The organism is Pseudomonas sp. 8209 (assembly GCF_028682105.1).
Classification (GTDB): domain Bacteria; phylum Pseudomonadota; class Gammaproteobacteria; order Pseudomonadales; family Pseudomonadaceae; genus Aquipseudomonas; species Aquipseudomonas palmensis.
Map to the genome: position 1 here is coordinate 393,205 of NZ_JANIAH010000004.1, position 18,508 is coordinate 411,712.

General features: G+C 65.3%; 15 protein-coding genes. 5 read left to right on the forward strand and 10 right to left on the reverse strand.

Annotation, left to right across the window (positions count from 1 at the left end):
• Positions 1 to 36: 36 nt before the first annotated feature.
• The 3 genes from mapR to NP552_RS11005 all read right to left on the reverse strand — a co-directional run bounded on the left by mapR (position 37) and on the right by NP552_RS11005 (position 3,259).
• Positions 37 to 1,446 (reverse strand): GntR family transcriptional regulator MpaR, encoded by a 1,410-nt coding sequence (gene mapR / locus NP552_RS10995; RefSeq protein ID WP_043860894.1) that lies wholly within the window; start codon positions 1,444 to 1,446, stop codon positions 37 to 39.
• A 39-nt stretch (positions 1,447 to 1,485) separates the two neighbouring features.
• The gene (ccoG, locus tag NP552_RS11000; protein WP_058541230.1) at positions 1,486 to 2,898 is read right to left on the reverse strand and encodes a cytochrome c oxidase accessory protein CcoG; all 1,413 of its coding nucleotides are present in this window, start codon (positions 2,896 to 2,898) and stop codon (positions 1,486 to 1,488) included.
• A gap of 121 nt (positions 2,899 to 3,019) precedes the next feature.
• A complete protein-coding gene (locus NP552_RS11005) occupies positions 3,020 to 3,259 on the reverse strand; it encodes a DUF3203 family protein (RefSeq protein WP_054915115.1) in 240 nt (79 codons plus the stop codon).
• Positions 3,260 to 3,398: 139 nt separating this feature from the next.
• On the opposite strand from NP552_RS11005, the gene NP552_RS11010 reads away from it, so the two are divergent.
• Entirely contained in the window at positions 3,399 to 3,917 is a 519-nt protein-coding gene (locus NP552_RS11010; RefSeq protein ID WP_043860891.1) for an MgtC/SapB family protein, read from the forward strand.
• Positions 3,918 to 4,467: 550 nt separating this feature from the next.
• Here NP552_RS11010 and NP552_RS11015 read toward each other — a convergent pair.
• From NP552_RS11015 to NP552_RS11025, 3 genes are all read right to left on the reverse strand, one after another.
• Positions 4,468 to 5,367, reverse strand: a complete 900-nt coding sequence (locus NP552_RS11015) for a hydroxymethylglutaryl-CoA lyase (protein WP_058541228.1) — start codon at positions 5,365 to 5,367, stop codon at positions 4,468 to 4,470.
• A 20-nt stretch (positions 5,368 to 5,387) separates the two neighbouring features.
• Positions 5,388 to 5,789: a MerR family transcriptional regulator gene (locus tag NP552_RS11020; RefSeq protein WP_043860889.1), complete on the reverse strand. Its 402-nt coding sequence runs from the start codon at positions 5,787 to 5,789 to the stop codon at positions 5,388 to 5,390.
• Between the two features lie 166 nt (positions 5,790 to 5,955).
• Positions 5,956 to 6,882 carry a LysR family transcriptional regulator gene (locus tag NP552_RS11025; RefSeq protein ID WP_058541227.1) on the reverse strand — a complete coding sequence of 309 codons (927 nt, stop codon included), beginning with the start codon at positions 6,880 to 6,882 and terminating at the stop codon, positions 5,956 to 5,958.
• A gap of 150 nt (positions 6,883 to 7,032) precedes the next feature.
• Between NP552_RS11025 and NP552_RS11030 the strand changes: the two genes are divergently transcribed.
• Positions 7,033 to 8,262, forward strand: coding sequence for an acyl-CoA dehydrogenase (locus NP552_RS11030; RefSeq protein ID WP_058541226.1), 1,230 nt, complete (start codon positions 7,033 to 7,035; stop codon positions 8,260 to 8,262).
• Positions 8,263 to 8,346: 84 nt separating this feature from the next.
• On the opposite strand, the gene NP552_RS11035 is transcribed toward NP552_RS11030, so the two are convergent.
• From NP552_RS11035 to xthA, 3 genes are all read right to left on the reverse strand, one after another.
• Complete coding sequence (locus tag NP552_RS11035; RefSeq protein ID WP_058541225.1) at positions 8,347 to 9,345, reverse strand: TerC family protein; 999 nt, start codon at positions 9,343 to 9,345, stop codon at positions 8,347 to 8,349.
• 160 nt (positions 9,346 to 9,505) lie between these two features.
• Positions 9,506 to 10,816 (reverse strand): substrate-binding domain-containing protein, encoded by a 1,311-nt coding sequence (locus NP552_RS11040; protein ID WP_104572630.1) that lies wholly within the window; start codon positions 10,814 to 10,816, stop codon positions 9,506 to 9,508.
• An 85-nt stretch (positions 10,817 to 10,901) separates the two neighbouring features.
• Entirely contained in the window at positions 10,902 to 11,714 is an 813-nt protein-coding gene (gene xthA / locus NP552_RS11045; protein ID WP_043860884.1) for an exodeoxyribonuclease III, read from the reverse strand.
• Between the two features lie 148 nt (positions 11,715 to 11,862).
• Between xthA and NP552_RS11050 the strand changes: the two genes are divergently transcribed.
• The 3 genes from NP552_RS11050 (at position 11,863) to NP552_RS11060 (ending at position 17,990) form a co-directional block, all read left to right on the forward strand.
• Positions 11,863 to 12,513 carry a GNAT family N-acetyltransferase gene (locus tag NP552_RS11050; protein ID WP_043860883.1) on the forward strand — a complete coding sequence of 217 codons (651 nt, stop codon included), beginning with the start codon at positions 11,863 to 11,865 and terminating at the stop codon, positions 12,511 to 12,513.
• A gap of 66 nt (positions 12,514 to 12,579) precedes the next feature.
• Entirely contained in the window at positions 12,580 to 14,319 is a 1,740-nt protein-coding gene (locus NP552_RS11055) for an autotransporter assembly complex protein TamA (protein ID WP_043860882.1), read from the forward strand.
• Positions 14,316 to 17,990: a translocation/assembly module TamB domain-containing protein gene (locus NP552_RS11060; protein WP_274096727.1), complete on the forward strand. Its 3,675-nt coding sequence runs from the start codon at positions 14,316 to 14,318 to the stop codon at positions 17,988 to 17,990. Before NP552_RS11055 ends, NP552_RS11060 begins: the two co-directional genes overlap by 4 nt.
• A 79-nt stretch (positions 17,991 to 18,069) precedes the next feature.
• On the opposite strand, the gene NP552_RS11065 is transcribed toward NP552_RS11060, so the two are convergent.
• On the reverse strand, positions 18,070 to 18,450 hold the full coding sequence (locus NP552_RS11065; RefSeq protein ID WP_043860880.1) for a Mor transcription activator family protein: 381 nt from the start codon (positions 18,448 to 18,450) through the stop codon (positions 18,070 to 18,072).
• Positions 18,451 to 18,508 lie beyond the last annotated feature (58 nt).

Here is an 18,508-nt window from a genome sequence, read left to right on the forward strand (position 1 = left end):
GACCCGCGATGGGGCGTTGGCCGTCATGCCAGCCCCTCAGAACGACCGCACGATCCGCCCCAGCGTCTCCATCGCCTGCTCCGACTGCTCGGTCCAGGGGCTGCCGTAATTGAGGCGGATGCAGTTGCGAAACCGCCGCGTCGGCGAAAAGATCGGCCCCGGCGCAATGCTGATGCCCTGGGCCAATGCCATCTGGAACAGCTTCAGCGAGTCCATCTGCTCCGGCAGCTCCAACCACAGGAAGTACCCGCCGCTGGGGTGGCTGACCCGCGTCTGCGCCGGGAAGTGCCGGGCAATCGCCGCCAGCATGGCGTTCTGCTGCTCTTCCAGCGCATAGCGCAGGCGCCGCAGGTGGCGGTCGTAGCCACCATGCTGCAGGTAGTCGGCAATCGCCGCCTGCGCCGGCATCGATGCACACAGCGAGGTCATCAGCTTGAGCCGCTCGATCTTCTGCGCATAGCGCCCGGCCGCCACCCAGCCGATCCGGTAGCCCGGCGCCAGGCTCTTGGAGAACGAGCCGCAATGCATCACCAGCCCTTCGGTGTCGAATGCCTTGGCCGGCTTGGGCGCCTGCTGCGCGTAGTACAGCTCGGCATACACGTCGTCTTCGATCAGCGGCACCTGGTGCACGCTCAGCAGCTCGACCAGCTGCTTCTTCTTGTCTTCCGGCATGCTCGCGCCCACCGGGTTCTGGAAGTTGGTCATGCACCACACGGCCTTGACCGGATGCCGCTCCAGCGTCTGCGCCAGCACCCCCAGGTCGATGCCTTCGCGCGGGTGCACCGGAATCTCCACCGCCTTGAGCTTGAGCCGCTCCAGAATCTGCAGGCAGGCATAGAACGCCGGTGCCTCGATGGCCACCAGGTCACCCGGCTCGGTTACCGCCTGAAGGCACAGGTTCAACGCCTCCAGCGCACCGTTGGTGATCAGCAGTTCTTCCATCGGCAGCATCAAGCCGCCGACCATGTAGCGCAGGGCGATCTGGCGGCGCAGTTGCGGGTTGCCCGGCGACAGGTCGGTGACCACCATGCGCGGGTCCATCTCGCGGCTGGCGCTGGCCAGCGAGCGCGCCAGGCGCGGCAGCGGGAACAGGTTGGGGCTGGGGAACGCCGAACCGAAGGCCACCGTCTGCGGGTCCTTGATCGAGTCGAGGATCGAGAACACCAGCTCGCTGACGTCCACCTCGGTCGATTCGCTGGCCTGCTCGATGATCTGCGGCTCGTTGAACTGGCGCGGGGCGTGGGTGTTGACGAAGTAGCCCGAGCGCGGCCGGGCCCGGATCAGCCCGCGACGCTCCAGCAGGTAGTAGGCCTGGAACACCGTGGACGGGCTGACCCCGTGGGTCTGGCTGGCGTAACGCACCGACGGCACGCGCTGGCCGGGGCCGAGTACCCCGGAGCGAATCAGTTCGGCAATGTCGTCGGCGAATTTCTCGTAGCGTTTCATCATGGCTCTGGGCGGTCTGACTCAGCGGAGTGTATGTGATCAGCGGTTCAAAGGCGCGACAAAACGGCTGCGCGCAAGGCTGCGCACGTTCGGCTGGTCGGTGTCGATGAGTTCGAAGCTGATCTCCTGGGAGCTGCTGGGCGCACGGTCGGCCAGCATCGCCACCGAGACCGGTATATCGCTCATCTCGCTGGCCGCCAGGGTGAACTCGGTCTTGCCATGCAGTTCGAAGCCCTCGGCGTCCACCAGGCGCAGGCGGTAGGTCTGCGGCTGCTGGGTCTTGTTGATGACCTTGAGGGTGTAGATGTTCTCGATCTGCCCCAGGGCGTTCTCGCGGAACAGGCCGCGGTCCTTGATCACGTCCATCGACACCATCGGGCGTTGCTGCAGGGCGATCACCAGGGCGCCGATCATCACCACCAGCACGGTCACGTAGCCCAGCAGGCGCGGACGCATCCACTGGGTGGTGCCGCCTTGCAGGGTGTGCTCGGACTTGTAGCCGATCAGCCCGCGTGGGTAGTTCATCTTGTCCATGATGCTGTCGCAGGCGTCGATGCAGGCGGCGCAGCCGATGCACTCCATCTGCAGGCCGTCGCGGATGTCGATGCCGGTGGGGCATACCTGCACGCACATGTGGCAGTCGATGCAGTCGCCCAGGCCCTGGGCCTTGTGGTTGGCGTCCTTCTTGCGCGGCCCGCGCGACTCGCCGCGCTGCGGGTCATAGGCGATGGTGAGGGTGTCCCTGTCGAACATCACGCTCTGGAACCTGGCATACGGGCACATGTGCATGCACACCGCCTCGCGCAGCCAGCCGGCGTTGATGTAGGTGGCACCGGTGAAGAACAGGATCCAGAACAGGCTGACGCCACCCAGCTGCAGGGTGAACAGCTCCTGGGTCAGTGGCCGGATGGGGGTGAAGTAGCCGACGAAGGTCAGTGCGGTCAGCAGGCTGACGCCCAGCCACAGGGTGTGCTTGGCTGCGCGGCGCGCCAGCTTGTTGGGGCCCCAGGGCGCCGCATCGAGCTTGATGCGCTGGTTGCGTTCGCCCTCGGTGACCTTTTCGCACCACATGAACACCCAGGTCCAGGTGCTTTGCGGGCAGGTGTAGCCGCACCAGACGCGCCCGGCGAACACGGTGATGGCGAACAGGCCGAAGGCGCAGATGATCAGCAGCGCCGACAGCAGGATGAAGTCCTGCGGCCAGAAGGTGGCGCCGAAGATGTGGAACTTGCTGTCGGCCAGGTCCCAGAGGACCGCCTGGCGCCCGTCCCAGTTCAGCCAGACGGTGCCGAAAAACAGCAGAAACAGAAAACCCGCGCCACCCAGGCGCAGGTTTCGGAAAAAGCCGGTGAAGCTACGGGTGTGGATGTGTCTGTCGCTGCTGGCGGCCTTCTTCTTGAACGTGGAGGGCTCGGCAATTTCAACGATCTGGACGGGAATTCGTTCGCTCATGGTTCGTCGCTCATCAGGCCTCGATCAGGCCAGAGCACTATGGCGTCCCATCTGTTTGCATAACAGGTGCAGATATCTGGATAAAAACCGTATCAGATTATCCCTTGAAACCCTGCAGCCCTTATATGATCGAGCCCTCCTCGGAGGTCTTCAAATGCCTGCGACTATCCACCGCACCTGCCACGGTGAGCGCGTCAGCCTCTGCCTCGGTGATCGGCACCCGTTGCCCGGCCAGGGTCGCGATCGACATGCGCAGGTCGGCATCGGTGATGATCTGCACCTCTGCCGCTTCACCTTCGATGTTCAGGTCGTCGGCTATCAGGGTGCAGCGCTTGGTGGTTTCGTTGATTTCAATGGGCATGGCGGTGTCCTCGAACGGGGGGCTTACAGCTGTGACTCCGTTGCCGGCCGGGTTGCTGAGCGTGGCCGATCAGCGGTCGACAGCACTCGCGCGCCAGGCTGTTGTCCATCCAGTATCCCCTTGCTGATGGACGCTGCTCATGGACGCCTGGTGGCACCAAGTCTGGTCGACACTGATTGCCGAATTCGCCGATATCACCGATGCCAAGCAACTGACGCAGGTGACGGTGCGCCTGCTGATGGCTGCGCTGCTGGGGGCGGTGCTGGGCTTCGAGCGCGAGCTCAAGGGCAAGGCGGCGGGAGTGCGCACGCACATGCTGGTGGCCATCGGTGCGGCGCTGTTCGTGCTGGTGCCGCGCATGGCCGGGGCGGACGACGCAGCGTTGAGTCGGGTGGTGCAGGGGATCGTCGCCGGCATCGGCTTTCTGGGGGCGGGCACCATACTCAAGGGCAAGGAGGACGATGCGGGTCATGTGAAGGGCCTGACCACTGCTGCGGGCCTGTGGATGACCGCCGCCATCGGCGTGGCCGCAGGCATGGGGCGCGAAGCCACTGCGCTGGTGAGCACGGTGCTGGCGTTGCTGGTGCTGGGGGTGATGCCGTGGGTGGTCGACCGCCTGGAGAAGCGCAAGCCAGAGGATGACCAGCAGAACGAGTAGGGCAGCAAGCACTGAGGGGAGCCTGGGCTCCCCTCAAATTTTGTTGCGTGTGCTCTTTTTATTATTGGAGGGTGGTCTATTGTTGTTTTTGGCGACCCTTGCCTCTTGTTGCGTTGCGATCCCCATCCGGGATCAAGAGCAAACGTATTTTTTTGAGCGCTGATCGACCTTTATCATTGCTGATCCAACCGAGACGGGCGCTACCTTGGGGTAGTTTTATTGTTCTCTGTCAGGTCGCGGGGCACGCCCCCGAAAAGCCATCCACTTCAAAAAAATCTGTTAGCTGCGCCTCTGCCGTGTTGTTCTTGTTATGTCAGAGCCGGTACGTCTTATTTTTATTGGGTTGTCGCATTTTTTATTGTTGTTGTACGAAAGATATAGCAGGTGCCGTGCCAACTTTTTAAAACCCAATAAAATCAATGGTTTGCTGGTTTGGTGGAAAAATCGTCACGGGAAATTGTGCTGATTTGTTTCCGTGTTACCCGGATTTTCCCTGTCGGGTGTGGGGGCGGTAACACTCACCCCCCATTGGCCCTGTTGCTGCGCACCGTTACCGGGCAGCGCGTGCCCTGGCCACACGCGAACCGCTGGCGCGGCCCAGCACGGCACTGATGCGCTGGCCGGCGTCGATCAGCTTGTCCAGGTCGATGCCGGTCTCGATGCCCAGGCCCTGCAGCAGGTACAGCAGGTCTTCACTGGCCACGTTGCCACTGGCGCCCTTGGCATACGGGCAGCCGCCCAGGCCGGCGACCGAACTGTCGAACACGTTGATTCCCTCCAGCAGGCTGGCGTACACGTTGGCCAGCGCCTGGCCGTAGGTATCGTGGAAGTGCCCGGCCAGCTCGGCAGGTGGCACCTGCGCGCCGACCACTTCGAACAGGCGGCGGGTGGCGCCCGGGGTGCCGGTGCCGATGGTGTCGCCCAGCGACACTTCATAGCAGCCCATGTCGCGCAGCTCGCGGGCGATGGGGGCGACCTGCTCGGCATCTACCTGGCCTTGATAGGGGCAGCCCAGCACGCACGAGATATAGCCGCGTACCTTCACCCCGTGTTCGCGCGCCGCGTGCATGATGGGCGCGAAGCGCTGCAGGCTTTCGCTGATCGAGCAGTTGATGTTGCGCTGCGAAAACGCCTCGGACGCGGCGGCGAACACGGCCACCTCCTTGACGCCTGCGGCCAGTGCGTCTTCGAAACCGCGCAGGTTGGGGGCCAGCGCCGCATAGGTGATGCCGGGCTGCTGGCGGATGCTGGCGAACACGTCGGCCGAACCGGCCATCTGCGGTACCCACTTGGGCGAGACGAAGCTGCCCACCTCGATATAGGACACACCGGCGTCGGTCAGGTCATCCACCAGGCGGACCTTGTCCGCCACGCTGATGGGTTGGGCTTCGTTCTGCAGGCCGTCGCGGGGGCCGACTTCGACCAGACGCACATGGGTAGGCAATGACATGGCTAGGGTTCCTGTGGGCCTCAATGGCCGTTTTTCTGATTGTTCAGGGTGGTGGCCAGCGCCTGCTGGCAGCGCTCCTCGGCGGTGTCGAGTTCCAGCTGCATCTGCTGGATGTCGAGCAGTTGCTGTTCGAGCTGGGCGCGGCGCTCGGCGATCTTAGCCAGCATGCTGTGCAGCTGTTTCTGATTGCCGCTGGTGGGGTCGTAGAGTTCGATCAGCTCGCGGCACTCGGCCAGCGAGAAACCGATGCGCTTGCCGCGCAGGATGAGCTTGAGGCTGACCTTGTCGCGGGCCGAATACACACGCTCCAGGCCACGACGTTCGGGGCTGAGCAAGCCCTGCTCCTCATAGAAGCGGATGGCCCGGGTGGTGATGTCGAGTTCGCGGGAAAGGTCGGAGATGCTGTAGGTCTGGCTGCTCATTGCATGGCTCGGGGAAGGGGGCATACGGCTAAGCTACTGGCTGGTTGACGTATACGTCAAGCAGGCATTCGGGGGTGCCTGTCGCGGGTCACGCCCGCTCCCACAGCTTCAGCGCAGGTCGGGGGGAGCGGGCTTGACCCGCGATGGCTTCAACGCAGCCTGCAGCTTATGCGCGCGCCTCCCGCTCGTCCTGCGCCACCACCGCCTGGCACAACTCGATCATCTGCTCGCGCATCCAGCGGTTGGCCGGGTCCTGGTCGGTGCTTTCATGCCAGTACAGGTGGGTTTCCAAAGGCGGCACGTCGCCCACCGGCAGGCTCACGTAGCTCAGTTGATGGCGCCGCGCGAAGCGCTCCGGCACGGTCATCACCATGTCGGTCTGCTGCAGCACCTGCGAGGCCATCAGGTAATGCTGCGAGCGCAGCGCGATCTTGCGCTTGAGCCCCTGCTTGCCGAGCGCCAGGTCCACATACCCCAGGCCGTTGCGCCGGCTGGAGATCTGGATGTGGGTCAGGCTCAGGTAATCCTCCAGGCTGATGCTGTCCCTGGCCAGCGGGTGGCCCTGGCGCATCGCGCACACGAACGGGTCCTGCATCAGCTTGACGTGACGCACCTGCGGGTCGGTGTTCAGCGGTGCATCCACGGCAAAGTCCAGGCGTCCGGCGGCCAGTTCCTTGGTGGTCTCGCGGCGCTTGCACAAAAAGCTCTCGATCACCACGTTCGGCGCCAGCCGGCGCAGGCGCTGGAACAGCGATGGCAGCACCACCGCCTCGGTAAGGTCGGTCATGCTGATGCGGAAGGTCTTGTTGGCCTGCAAGGGGTTGAAGATGCGGCTCTCCTGCACCGACACCCGCAGCAGCGACAAAGCATTGCGCACCGGGCCGATGATGTTCTGGGCCATGGGCGTGGGCACCATGCCCTGGGCCGTGCGCACGAACAGCGGGTCGTTGAAGGTCTCGCGCAGCCGCGCCAGCGCATTGGACACCGCAGGCTGGGTGATGCCGACGATCTGCCCGGCACGGGTCAGGTTGGCTTCGGTGTAGATCGCATCGAAGACGATGAACAGGTTCAGATCGACCTTGCTGAGGTTCATGGATGCCGCTCTTGTTGGAGTTATGGCCCGATCATATATCGGTTATGAATGTTTATACACGCCGAGAATAGGCTAGGTGGATTTTGCCCGGTGATCTAGCATCCAAGCCAGATCTCTTAAATCACTCGCCTTTCCCAGCAGGTACCGCTCATGGATTTCGCCTATTCACCCAAGGTCCAGGCACTGCGCGAACGCGTCATCGCGTTCATGGACGCCTATGTATATCCCGCCGAGGCGGTGTTCGAATGTCAGGTTGCCGAAGGTGATCGCTGGCAGCCGACCGCGATCATGGAAGAACTCAAGGACAAGGCCAAGGCCGAGGGCCTGTGGAACCTGTTCCTGCCCGAGTCGCAGCTGGGCGCCGGCCTGACCAACCTGGAGTACGCGCCGCTGGCCGAAATCATGGGTCGCTCGCTGCTGGGGCCGGAACCGTTCAACTGCTCGGCCCCGGACACCGGCAACATGGAGGTCCTGGTGCGCTACGGCAGCGAGGCGCAGAAACGCCAGTGGCTGGAGCCGCTGCTGCGCGGTGAGATCCGTTCGGCGTTCGCCATGACCGAGCCCGACGTGGCCTCGTCCGATGCCACCAACATGGCCGCACGGGCGGTGCGCGACGGTGACGAGTGGGTGATCAACGGCCGCAAGTGGTGGACCTCCGGCGCTTGCGACCCGCGTTGCAAGATCATGATCTTCATGGGCCTGAGCAACCCGGACGGGCCGCGTCACCAGCAGCACTCGATGATCCTGGTGCCTACCGATGCACCGGGGGTGAAGATCGTTCGCCCGTTGCCGGTGTTCGGCTACGACGATGCGCCCCACGGCCACGCCGAGGTGCTGTTCGAGAACGTGCGCGTACCGTATGACAACGTGCTGCTGGGCGAAGGGCGCGGCTTCGAGATCGCCCAGGGCCGTCTCGGGCCGGGGCGCATCCATCACTGCATGCGTTCGATCGGCATGGCCGAGCGTGCCCTTGAGCTGATGTGCAAGCGTTCGGCCGAGCGCACCGCATTCGGCAAGCCGCTGGCGCGCCTGGGTGGCAACATCGACAAGATCGCCGACTCGCGCATGGAGATCGACATGGCCCGGCTGCTGACCCTCAAGGCGGCCTACATGATGGACACCGTCGGCAACAAGGTGGCCCGCAGCGAGATCGCGCAGATCAAGGTGGTGGCACCGAACGTGGCGCTGAAGGTGATCGACCGGGCCATCCAGATTCACGGCGGGGCAGGGGTCAGTGCCGACTTCCCGCTGGCCTACATGTACGCGATGCAACGCACCCTGCGCCTGGCCGACGGGCCGGATGAAGTGCACCGCGCGGCGATCGGCAAGTACGAGATCGGCAAGTACGTGCCCCGGGAGATGCTGCGCAGCGGGCACTGAGCCCGCGTCGATGCCCTCGCGGATCGCCTGCTGATCGGGTAGGGCGGGCATGATCCGCGAGGGTATTCGACACGCTGCCCGAGGCTACTCCACCCGTTTCACCTCCTTGGCCGCCGTTCGTGTCTTGAACAGCGACAGCAGCACGCCACCGGCCAGCAGCCCGAACGTCACGCACAGCGACAGCAGCGGCGGCACCTTGCCGATCAGGCCGTGGGCGAAGATCTTGCCGCCGATGAATATCAGCACCAGCGCCAGGGCGTACTTGAGGTAAACGAAGCGGTGCACCAGCGCCGCCAGGGCGAAGTACAGCGCACGCAGGCCCAGGATGGCGAAGATGTTGGAGGTGTACACGATGAAGGGGTCCTGGGTGATCGCCAGGATGGCCGGCACGCTGTCTACCGCGAACACCAGGTCGGCCAGCTCGATCAGCACCAGGGCCAGGAACAGCGGTGTGGCGTACAGCAGTGCCCTGGGCTGGCCAGCCGGTTTGAGGCGCACGAAGAAGCGCGCCCCATGCAGGTCATCGGTCACGCGCATGTGCCGGCGCACGAACCTGATCACCGGGTTGTGTGCCAGGTCCGGGTGCGTTTCGTGGCGGGTGAACAGCATCTTGAGGCCGGTAAACAGCAAGAATGCGCCGAACAGGTACAGTATCCAGTCGAATTCCTGCACCAGCGCACTGCCCAGGCCGATCATCAGGGCGCGCAGCACCACCACGCCCAGAATGCCCCAGAACAGCACGCGGTGCTGGTAGCGGCGCGGGATGCCGAAAAAGCCGAAGATCATCGCCATGACGAACACGTTGTCCATCGACAGCGACTGCTCCACCAGCAGCCCGGTGTAGAACTCCAGCGCGCTCTGCGCACCCAGCTCCAGCCACACCCAGCCACCGAACAGCAGCCCCACGCTGAAGTAGGCCGAGTACAGCAGCAGGCTTTCGCGCATTTCGATGTCGTGCGGGCGACGGTGCAGCACGCCAAGGTCCAGGACCAGCAGAGCCACCACCAGGGTGATGAACACCAGCCACAGCCACACGGCCGTGCCCAGGAAGTCGTCGAAGAGAAATAACGGCAGAGCGCTCATGAGCCCCTCCTTGTCGTCGTAGTTGTATGAAAACAACTGTGACTCCGACATGGCGGCGATCAGCCGTCAGAGGGGCCCGGTGTCACTGAGCCAAAGCCTAGCTCGCCTCTGGAAAGGGTGAGGGGGGAGGCTGTTACAAATGGTTTCCCGGGTGGGTGGGTCAGTAGACCCAGACTTCCACGCGGCGGTTGCGGATTCGGCCTTCCTCGGCGGCATTGGTCGCCACGGGCATCTGACCGCCCAGGCCCGTCACTTCGCGCAGGTTCACCCCTTCGCGCACCAGTTCGCGGCGTACCGCCATGGCCCGCAGCCGCGAGAGCAGGGCGGCGCGGTCGGGGTCGTCCTTGGCGTCACCAAACCCCACCAGCACCACGCTGTGCTGCAGCTTCTGGTGTTCGCGCAGGTACTCCAGCACGCGCTGGACATCGCGCAGTGCCTTGTTGTCGAGGCTGGCGCTGCCTTCCTGGAAGCGGAAATTGACATTCAGGCGCCTGGCGTTGGCGATCAACTGGCGGTACTGCGCCGGCATGCCCGGCAAGGCCTGTACCTGGACCGGCCGCACCTGCTGTGCGACGAACCCGCTGCTGGCCACGATGGCCTGGCCCGCTGCGCTCTGGGCGAACTCCACCAGGGCACTGGCCAGCGGGTTGCGCTGGGCGGGCGGCAGGTACAGGTACAGTCGCCGCGACAGCGGGTAGTCTTCGCTGGCCACCAGGGCGGGGGTCGGCAGCATGGCCTGGGAGGTGCCGTCGACGATGGCCAGCACCTTGGCCCCGTGCACCGACGCCAGGCTGCTGAAGCCGATGGCCTGGCGGTCGGCACTGACCTCGTCGGCCAACTGCTCGCCGGACTCGAAACGCCTGGCGTGGCTGGCCAGCGAATACTGCTGGGCGTCCAGCACCAGGGCCTTGAAGGTGTCGAAGGTGCCCGAGCGGTCATCGCGGGCGTAGAGGTGGATCGGCCCGCTGCCGGCGCCCAGTTCATCCCAGGTGGTGATGCGGCCGGCGAAGATCTGCGCCAGTTGCGTGGTGCTCAGCTGGGGCAGCGGGTTGTCCGGGTGCACGATGACGGCCACGCCATCGAGGGCGATGACCTGTTCGGCGTCGGCACTTTTCAGGTCGCCCAGCGCGTGCAGCGCCTGCTGCTCGCTGTCGTTGATCGGGCGTGAGGTGGCCGCCAGGTCGGCGTCGCCGCTTTTGAGCGCAGCAAAGCCGGTGCTCGAGCCATGGGCGGCAATGCTCACGCGCAGTGTCTGACCCTGTGGCGAAACCCCCTGCACCCACACCTCGTTGGGCCGTGCCCCGGGCAGGGTCTGGATCGACCGGGCGCCCTGGGCCTGCAGCAGGCCGCGTACTAGCGCGGGGCCGAGCACGCTGCCCACGGTATTGGAGCCTTGCAGGCGCAGGCTGGCCGGCTCGGCGCAGCACAGCGCCGGCAGCAGGCCAAGCAGCAGACAGAAAGATCGCAACATTGCCGGGGGTGCTCTGCACTCAAGATGGTGAGCGCAGATTAAGACAGATCGATGACAGTCCAATGACTGCCATCGAGCGCATGACTCAGTTCAGTTCCAGCCAGATCGGCGCATGGTCGGAGGGTTTCTCCATGGCACGCAACTCGTAGTCGACCCCGGCGGCTTTGATGCGCGGCAGCAGTGCCTGGGAGGTCAGGATCAGGTCGATGCGCAGCCCGCGCTTGGGCTCGTCCTCGAAGCCGCGGCTGCGGTAGTCGAACCAGCTGAAGCGGTCGGCCACTTCCGGGTGCAGATGGCGGAAGCTGTCGGTCAGGCCCCAGTTCTTCAGGCGCGCCATCCACTCGCGCTCTTCGGGCAGGAAGCTGCACTTGCCGGTCTTCAGCCAGCGCTTGGCATTGTCTGGGCCGATGCCGATGTCGCAGTCCTCGGGCGAGATGTTCACATCGCCCATCACCACCAGTGGCTGGTCGTTCTGGAATCGGGATTCGAGCAGGGCCTGCAGGTCTTCGTAGAAGCGCTGCTTGGCCGGGAACTTGGTGGGGTGGTCACGGCTTTCGCCCTGGGGGAAGTAGCCGTTCATGATGGTGATGGGGTTGCCGTGCTCGTCGGCGAAGGTGCCCCAGATGAAACGCCGCTGCGCGTCCTCTTCATCGGTGCTGAAGCCCTTGACCAGGCTAAGCGGCGCCTGGCGCGACAGCAGGGCGACACCGTAGTGGCCCTTCTGCCCGTGAAAATGCACGTGGTAGCCCAGCGCCTGCACCTCGGCCAGCGGGAACTGCTCGTCGGACACCTTGGTTTCCTGCAGGCCGATCACGTCTGGCTGGTGCTTTTCGATCAGCGCGGCCAGTTGATGGGGGCGGGCGCGCAGGCCATTGATGTTGAACGAGACGATCTTCATGGGGGGCGCAATCCTGAGCAAATCGGGAATGCTAGCCGATGGCGCCCGGCGTGTCAGCACGCGTGGCGTCCTGGCCTATAGTCAAAGGGAACGTTGGCCAGCGCGCAGTACTCAGAAAGAGGCATTGAAGCCCACCAGGAGAGTCACCATGTCCGATACCCCTGCCGTACCGGCCGAAGTTCGTCAGCTCGACAGCGGCTACAGCCGTGAGGCGCGCTCGCTGCTGTACCAGGCCTACCGGCATGAGCCGACCTTTCGCTACCTGTTCGAGGCCGATCGCCCCGGCTACGACCATCGCGTGCGCGCCACGGTACGCGAGCTGGTGCGTCAGCATTTCTTCCAGGACCTGCCGGCGCTGGGCCTGCTGGTGCAGGACCGGCTGATCGGCATCGCCCTGATCGCCCCGCCGCAGCGGCGCCTGGGCATCACCGAGAGCTGGGCGTGGCGCCTGCGCATGCTGCTGAGCGCCGGCCTGCGCTGTACCCGGCGCTACCTGGACTACCAGGCCGCGGTCATGGCCTGTGTGCCGGGCGACGCGGTGCATGTGCTGCCGCTACTGGGCATTCACCCGCAGTTCCAGGGCCATCACTATGGCGAACAGTTGCTGCTGGCGCTGCATGACTGGTGCGCCGAGGACGAACAGTCCGAAGGGGTGGTACTGAATACCGGCAATGACCACTACCTCGAGTTCTACAAGCGACAGGGCTACCTGGAAATCGGTGAAATTGCTGTAGGACCAATCCGCGAGCATGTGTTTTTTCATCCCAATCCCCAGCGTTTGCGCCAGGCACAGGCCTGAAGGGGTGGTGTATCAGACCGTCGGCGAGCTGCGGGCAACCGCCAAGCTCTGGTAGCATCCGCGCCTATGACGTATTCAGGACGATTCACCTGCGGGTTGATTTTATGGGTTGCCAGCTGCGCGGTGTACGCACAGAGCGAGCTGGTAGTACGCATCAAGCCCGCCAACAACGAGCTCAAGGCCAACGTCGAAGGCTATATCGGCAGCCTTGGCACCCGCGATGAAGAAGCGCTGCTGCGCTTCAGCCGCGGCGCCGTGGAGCAGGCCAGAAAAGCCGCCCAGGCGCTGGGCTACTACCAGGCGCAGATCGACAGCCAGGTCAAACCTTCGCCCAAGGCCGACAAGGGCCCGCAACTGGTGCTCAGCATCGAGCCGGGCGAGCCGGTGCGCCTGCGCGAGGTGACCGTGCGCGTCGAGGGCCCGGCCAGCGAGATGACGGCCTTCCGGGTTCCTTCGAGCAAGGCGCTGCGGCCTGGGGCAGTGCTAAACCATGGCAACTACGAGGACGCCAAGCGGCTGATCCAGAACCAGGCCTCGCGCTACGGTTTCTTCAGCGGGCATTTCCTGCGCCAGCGCCTGGCGGTCGACCCGGCGGCGGGTGTGGCAGATATCGAACTGGTGTACGACAGCGGCCCGCGTTACCAGCTGGGCAAGGTCCGCTTCGAAGGCGACGCGCCGTTCGACGAGAGCCTGCTGCAACGCATGGTGCCCTTCAAGCAAGGCACCCCCTACGACTCCGAACTGATCGCCGAACTGAACAACGCGCTGCAATCGAGCGGCTACTTCGAAGGCGTGCGGGTCGACGCTGCGCCCACTGCCGCCGTGGCGCAGAGCATCCCGGTAGAGGTGCAACTGCAAACCCGCAAGCCCCGTACCATGGGCCTGGGCCTGGGCTTTTCGACCGACGTCGGGCCGCGCGGCAAGGCCAACTGGACCCGCCACTGGGTCAACCCGCAAGGCCACAGCTATGGCCTGGAAACCGAACTTTCGGCGCCGCGCCAGAACGTCGGCCTGTGGTACGACATACCGCTCGACCCGCCGTTGACCGACAAGCTGCGCTTTGCCGGCGGCTACCAGAACGAAGAGATCGCCGGCACCGACAGCCTCAGCAAACTGCTCACCGTGGGCCCGGAATGGCACAGCAAGCTGCCCAGCGGCTGGCAGCGCGTGGTATCGCTCAAGTGGCAGCGCGAAGAGTACCGCCTGGGTGACGATTCGGGCTTGAGCACCCTGCTGATGCCGGGTGTGAGCTACAGCTACCTGCGCAGCGACAACCGCATCGACCCGCACAACGGCTACCGCTTGCAGTTCGACGCGCAGGTGGCCAAGGAAGGGCTGCTGTCCGACACCAACCTGCTGCATGGCAACGTGCTGCTCAAGGGCCTGACCACCGTCGCGCAGAACCACCGCTTCCTGGGCCGGGTGCAGTTCGGCGGCAGCGCCACCAACGGCTACAAGTCGGTGCCCCCCTCGCTGCGCTTCTTTGCCGGTGGCGACCAGAGCGTGCGTGGCTACGACTACCAGACCCTTTCACCCAAGAACGCCGATGGCGACCGTATCGGCGGGCGCTACCTGGTGGCCGCCAGTGCCGAGTACCAGTACTCGATCGCCGAGAAGTGGCGCCTGGCGACCTTCGTCGACCAGGGCAACTCGTTCAACAGCCTGGAGCTTCCCAGCCTCAAGACCGGCGTCGGCTTCGGTGTGCGCTGGGTGTCGCCGGTCGGCCCGCTGCGGCTCGACCTGGCCAAGGCGCTGGACGATGACGGCGGCATACGTTTGCACTTTTCCATGGGGCCCGAGTTGTGAGCAAGGTGTTGAAACGCGGCGGGCTGGCCCTGCTGGCGCTGCTGGTCGTGCTGGTGCTGGCCGTGGGTATCCTGCTGGGTACCCAGGCCGGCAGCCGCTGGGCCTTGAGCCTGGTGCCGGGCTTGCAGCTGGACAATTTTCAAGGCCGCCTTGGCGGGCAATGGCAGGCCGATCGGCTGATCTGGCAGCAGGGCGAGGACCGGGTCGAAGTGCTTGCACCGGTGTTTGCCTGGTCGCCCGGCTGCCTGTTGCGCATGACCTTGTGCATCGACCAGCTGCGCGCCGGGCAGGTCAACCTGGACTTCGCCCCCAGCGAGGCAGCGGCTGACAGCGGCCCGCTGCAGTTGCCCAGCCTCCAGTTGCCAGTGGCGATCGAACTGGGCGAAGTACAGGTCGGCCAGTTGCATCTGGACGGCAGCGAGCAGTTGAGCCAGTTGCAACTGGCTGCACACTGGACCGCCCAGGGCCTGCAGATCGACAGCCTGAACCTGCAACGCGAAGACCTCAGCCTGAACCTCAGCGGCCTGCTGCAACCGGTGGGTGACTGGCCGTTGCAGCTGCAGGGTCAGGTGCAACTGCCGGCCATCGACGACCAGCCCTGGCAACTGGCGGTGCAGATAAAAGGCGACCTGCAGAAAAGCCTCGACCTGCAGGCCGACAGCAGCGGCTACCTGCAAGGGCGCCTGGCGGGTCAATTGCGGCCCCTGGCCGAGCACCTGCCGGCCCAGGTACGCCTGAGCGCCACCGGCTTCAAGCCATCGGCCGGATTGCCGGACACCCTGCAGTTCGAGCAGCTGGAACTCAGTGCCTATGGCGACCTGGCAAAAGGTTACCAACTGGTGGGCGCCGGCCGCCTGCCGGCCGAGCAGGGGCCGATCAGCCTGAGCCTGCGTGGCCGGGTGGATGCCAAGGGCGCCCAGATCGCCGCCCTGGACCTGAGCGCCGCCGCGCAGCAGCGTGTCACGCTCAGCGCCACTGCCGACTGGCAGAGCGGTCTGGTTGCCGATGCCAGCATCGACTGGCTGGACTTCCCGTGGCTGCGCCTGTACCCGCTGGACGAGGCTCCGCAGGTCACGCTGCGGCGCCTGAACGCCAAGGTCAACTACCGCGACGGCAACTACCAGGGCGATTTCAGTGGCGACCTGGACGGGCCGGCAGGTGCCTTCAAGGTCAGCAGCCCGTTCAAGGGCGACCTGGGCCAGGTCAGCCTGCCACAGCTGGCCCTTGAAGCCGGCCAGGGCAAGGTGGCCGGCAGCGTCGCCGTGCAGTTTGCCGAGGGCGTGGCGTGGGACGCGGCGCTGGAATTGTCGGCGCTCAACCCGGCGTACTGGCTGGCCGAGCTGCCGGGCACCCTGGCGGGCCCGCTGCGCAGCAAGGGCGAACTCAAGGGCGACACGATGCGCCTGAATGCCGACCTGGACCTCAAGGGGCGATTGCGCGGCCAGCCCGCCGTGCTGCAGGCCAAGGCCGACGGTGCAGGCGAGAACTGGACCCTGGGCACCTTGCTGATCCAGCTGGGGGACAACAAGATCAACGGCAGCGCCAGTGTGCAGCAACGCCTGGCCGGTCAGCTTGACCTCAACCTGCCGCGCCTGGGCCAGCTGTGGCCGCAACTGCAAGGCCAGCTCAAGGGCCGGCTTGATGTGGCCGGTACGCTCAAGGCGCCGCAGGGGCAACTGACCTTGCAGGGCCAGCAACTGGGCCAGGCCGAAAACCGCGTGCAACGCCTTGACCTGGACGCCCGGCTGGACAGCGCTCAGCGTGCCCTGATCGACCTGCAGGCCGGGTCGATCCGCCTGGGCGAAACCAACCTGGGCACCCTGACCGCCAAAGGCCAGGGCGACATTGGCAAGCAGCAATTGCACCTGGCCCTCGATGGGCCGCAACTCAAGCTCGACCTGGGCCTGGACGGTCAGCTCGACAAGGGCAACTGGCGCGGACGCCTGGCCAGCGGCCAGGTGCAGGCAGGCGGGCAGGACTGGCAGCTGCAGGCACCGGCCAGGTTGCAGCGCCTGGCCAATGGGCAGGTGGATTTCGGCGCCCATTGCTGGCGCTCCGGGCAGGCCAGCCTGTGTGGTGAAGACCAGCGCCTGATGCCCGACCCGCGCCTGCGGTACCACCTCAAGCAGTTCCCGCTGCAAAGCCTGGCGCAGTGGTTGCCCAAGGACTTCGCCTGGCAGGGCATGCTCAATGCCGACATCAACCTCGACCTGCCGGCCAGCGGGCCCAAGGGGTCGATCGTGGTGGACGCCAGTGGCGGCACCTTGCGGGTGCGGGAAAAGGATCGATGGCTGGACTTCCCGTACCAGGCGCTGCGCCTGAACAGCACCCTGGGCCCGCGCCGCGTGGACACGCGCCTGGAGTTCGTGGGCGGGCGCCTGGGCGAGCTGACCCTGTCGGCGCGCATCGACCCGCTGGCGCGCAACAAGCCGCTGAGCGGAGACTTCCGCCTGAGCGGGCTGGACCTGTCGGTGGGCCGGCCGTTCGCGCCGATGGTCGAGCGCCTGGCTGGCCAGCTCAACGGCAGCGGACAGATCACCGGTACGCTGCTGGCGCCCCAGGTCAACGGCAACCTGACGCTGAGCAATGGCGAAGTGTCGGGGGCCGAGTTGCCCATCAGCCTCAGCGACCTCAGCCTGCGGGCACAGATCGCAGGCGAGCAGGTGCAACTGGGCGGCGAGTGGAAGAGCGGCCCGGTCGGCCAGGGCCGCCTGAGTGGCCAGATCGGCTGGGCCCAGGGCCTGGCGGTGGAGTTGCAACTGCAGGGGCAGCGCCTGCCGGTCACCGTCGAACCCTACGCCAACCTGGAGGTGGCGCCGGACCTGAAGATCCACATGATCGGCGAAAAGCTCGCGGTCACCGGCAAGGTGCTGGTGCCCAAGGGCAAGATCACCGTGCGCGAACTGCCGCCTTCGACTGTAAAGGTGTCGGATGACACGGTCATCGTCGGCCACCAGACCGAGCAGGGCAAGGCGCCGATGGCCGTGGCCATGGACATCGACGTGGAGGTGGGGCAGGACAAGCTGGCATTCAGCGGCTTCGGCCTGACCGCCAACCTGCTGGGGCGCGTGCACATTGGCGACAACCTCGATACCCGTGGCGAGCTCAGCCTGGCCGATGGGCGCTACCGCGCCTATGGCCAGCGCCTGACCATCCGCCGTGCGCGGCTGCTGTTTGCCGGGCCTATCGACCAGCCCTACCTGGACATCGAGGCCATTCGCCAGACCGACGACGTGATTGCCGGCATCCGCCTCAGCGGCAGCGCCGAACAGCCCACCACCCAGGTGTTTTCCGAGCCGGCGATGAGCCAGGAGCAGGCCTTGTCGTACCTGGTGCTGGGGCGTCCGCTGGGCAATACCGGCGAAGACAACAACATGCTGGCGGAGGCGGCCCTGGGCCTGGGCCTGGCGGGCAGCGCGGGGATTACCGGCAGCCTGGCATCGAGCCTGGGCATCGAGGACTTCCAGCTCGACACCCAGGGCAGCGGTGACAACACCAGCGTGGTGGCCAGCGGCAAGCTGACCGAGCGCCTGAGCCTGCGCTACGGCGTAGGGGTGTTCGAGCCGGCCAACACCATCGCCTTGCGCTACCTGCTCAGCAAGAAGGTCTACCTGGAGGCTGCCAGCGGTATCGCCAGCTCGCTGGATATCTTCTACAAGCGCGACTTCTGATACGGCCAGTCAAGGGCTGCGCACACAACAACGCCAGGCGCGACCGCTCGCGCCTGGCGTTGTTGTGTGCAGGGTGTGTCTAGCGCGTGTGCGCTTCCTGGCGCCGGATGTTGCCGATCTGGCGCAGGCTCAACCCGTACTTGTCGGCCAGCACGCTGCGTGACTGGCCATTGGAGCTTTCCTGCTGGATCTGCTGGTTGCGCAGCTGGCGATTGAAGTGGTCGGCCTTGGGAATCTCCAGCGCCATGCCGGCGTAGCGCTTGATCAATGCATCCAGCGCTTCGGTTGGCAGGATCTCGGCCAGCGTGGTGCGCTCGCGGTGCTTGGGAATGTACTTGGGGCGGCCGCCGTAGATGGTGGTCAGGCGGTAGGCATGCTCCAGCCCGATGCATTCGATGAGCATCTGCAGTGACTGGGGCAGTTGTTCGATGTCGATCTTGTTCAGGTCACACAGTTCCATGATGACTTCCTTGTTGGCGGTATGAGCGAAGGGGCCACTTCATCGGGTGCCGTCCGTG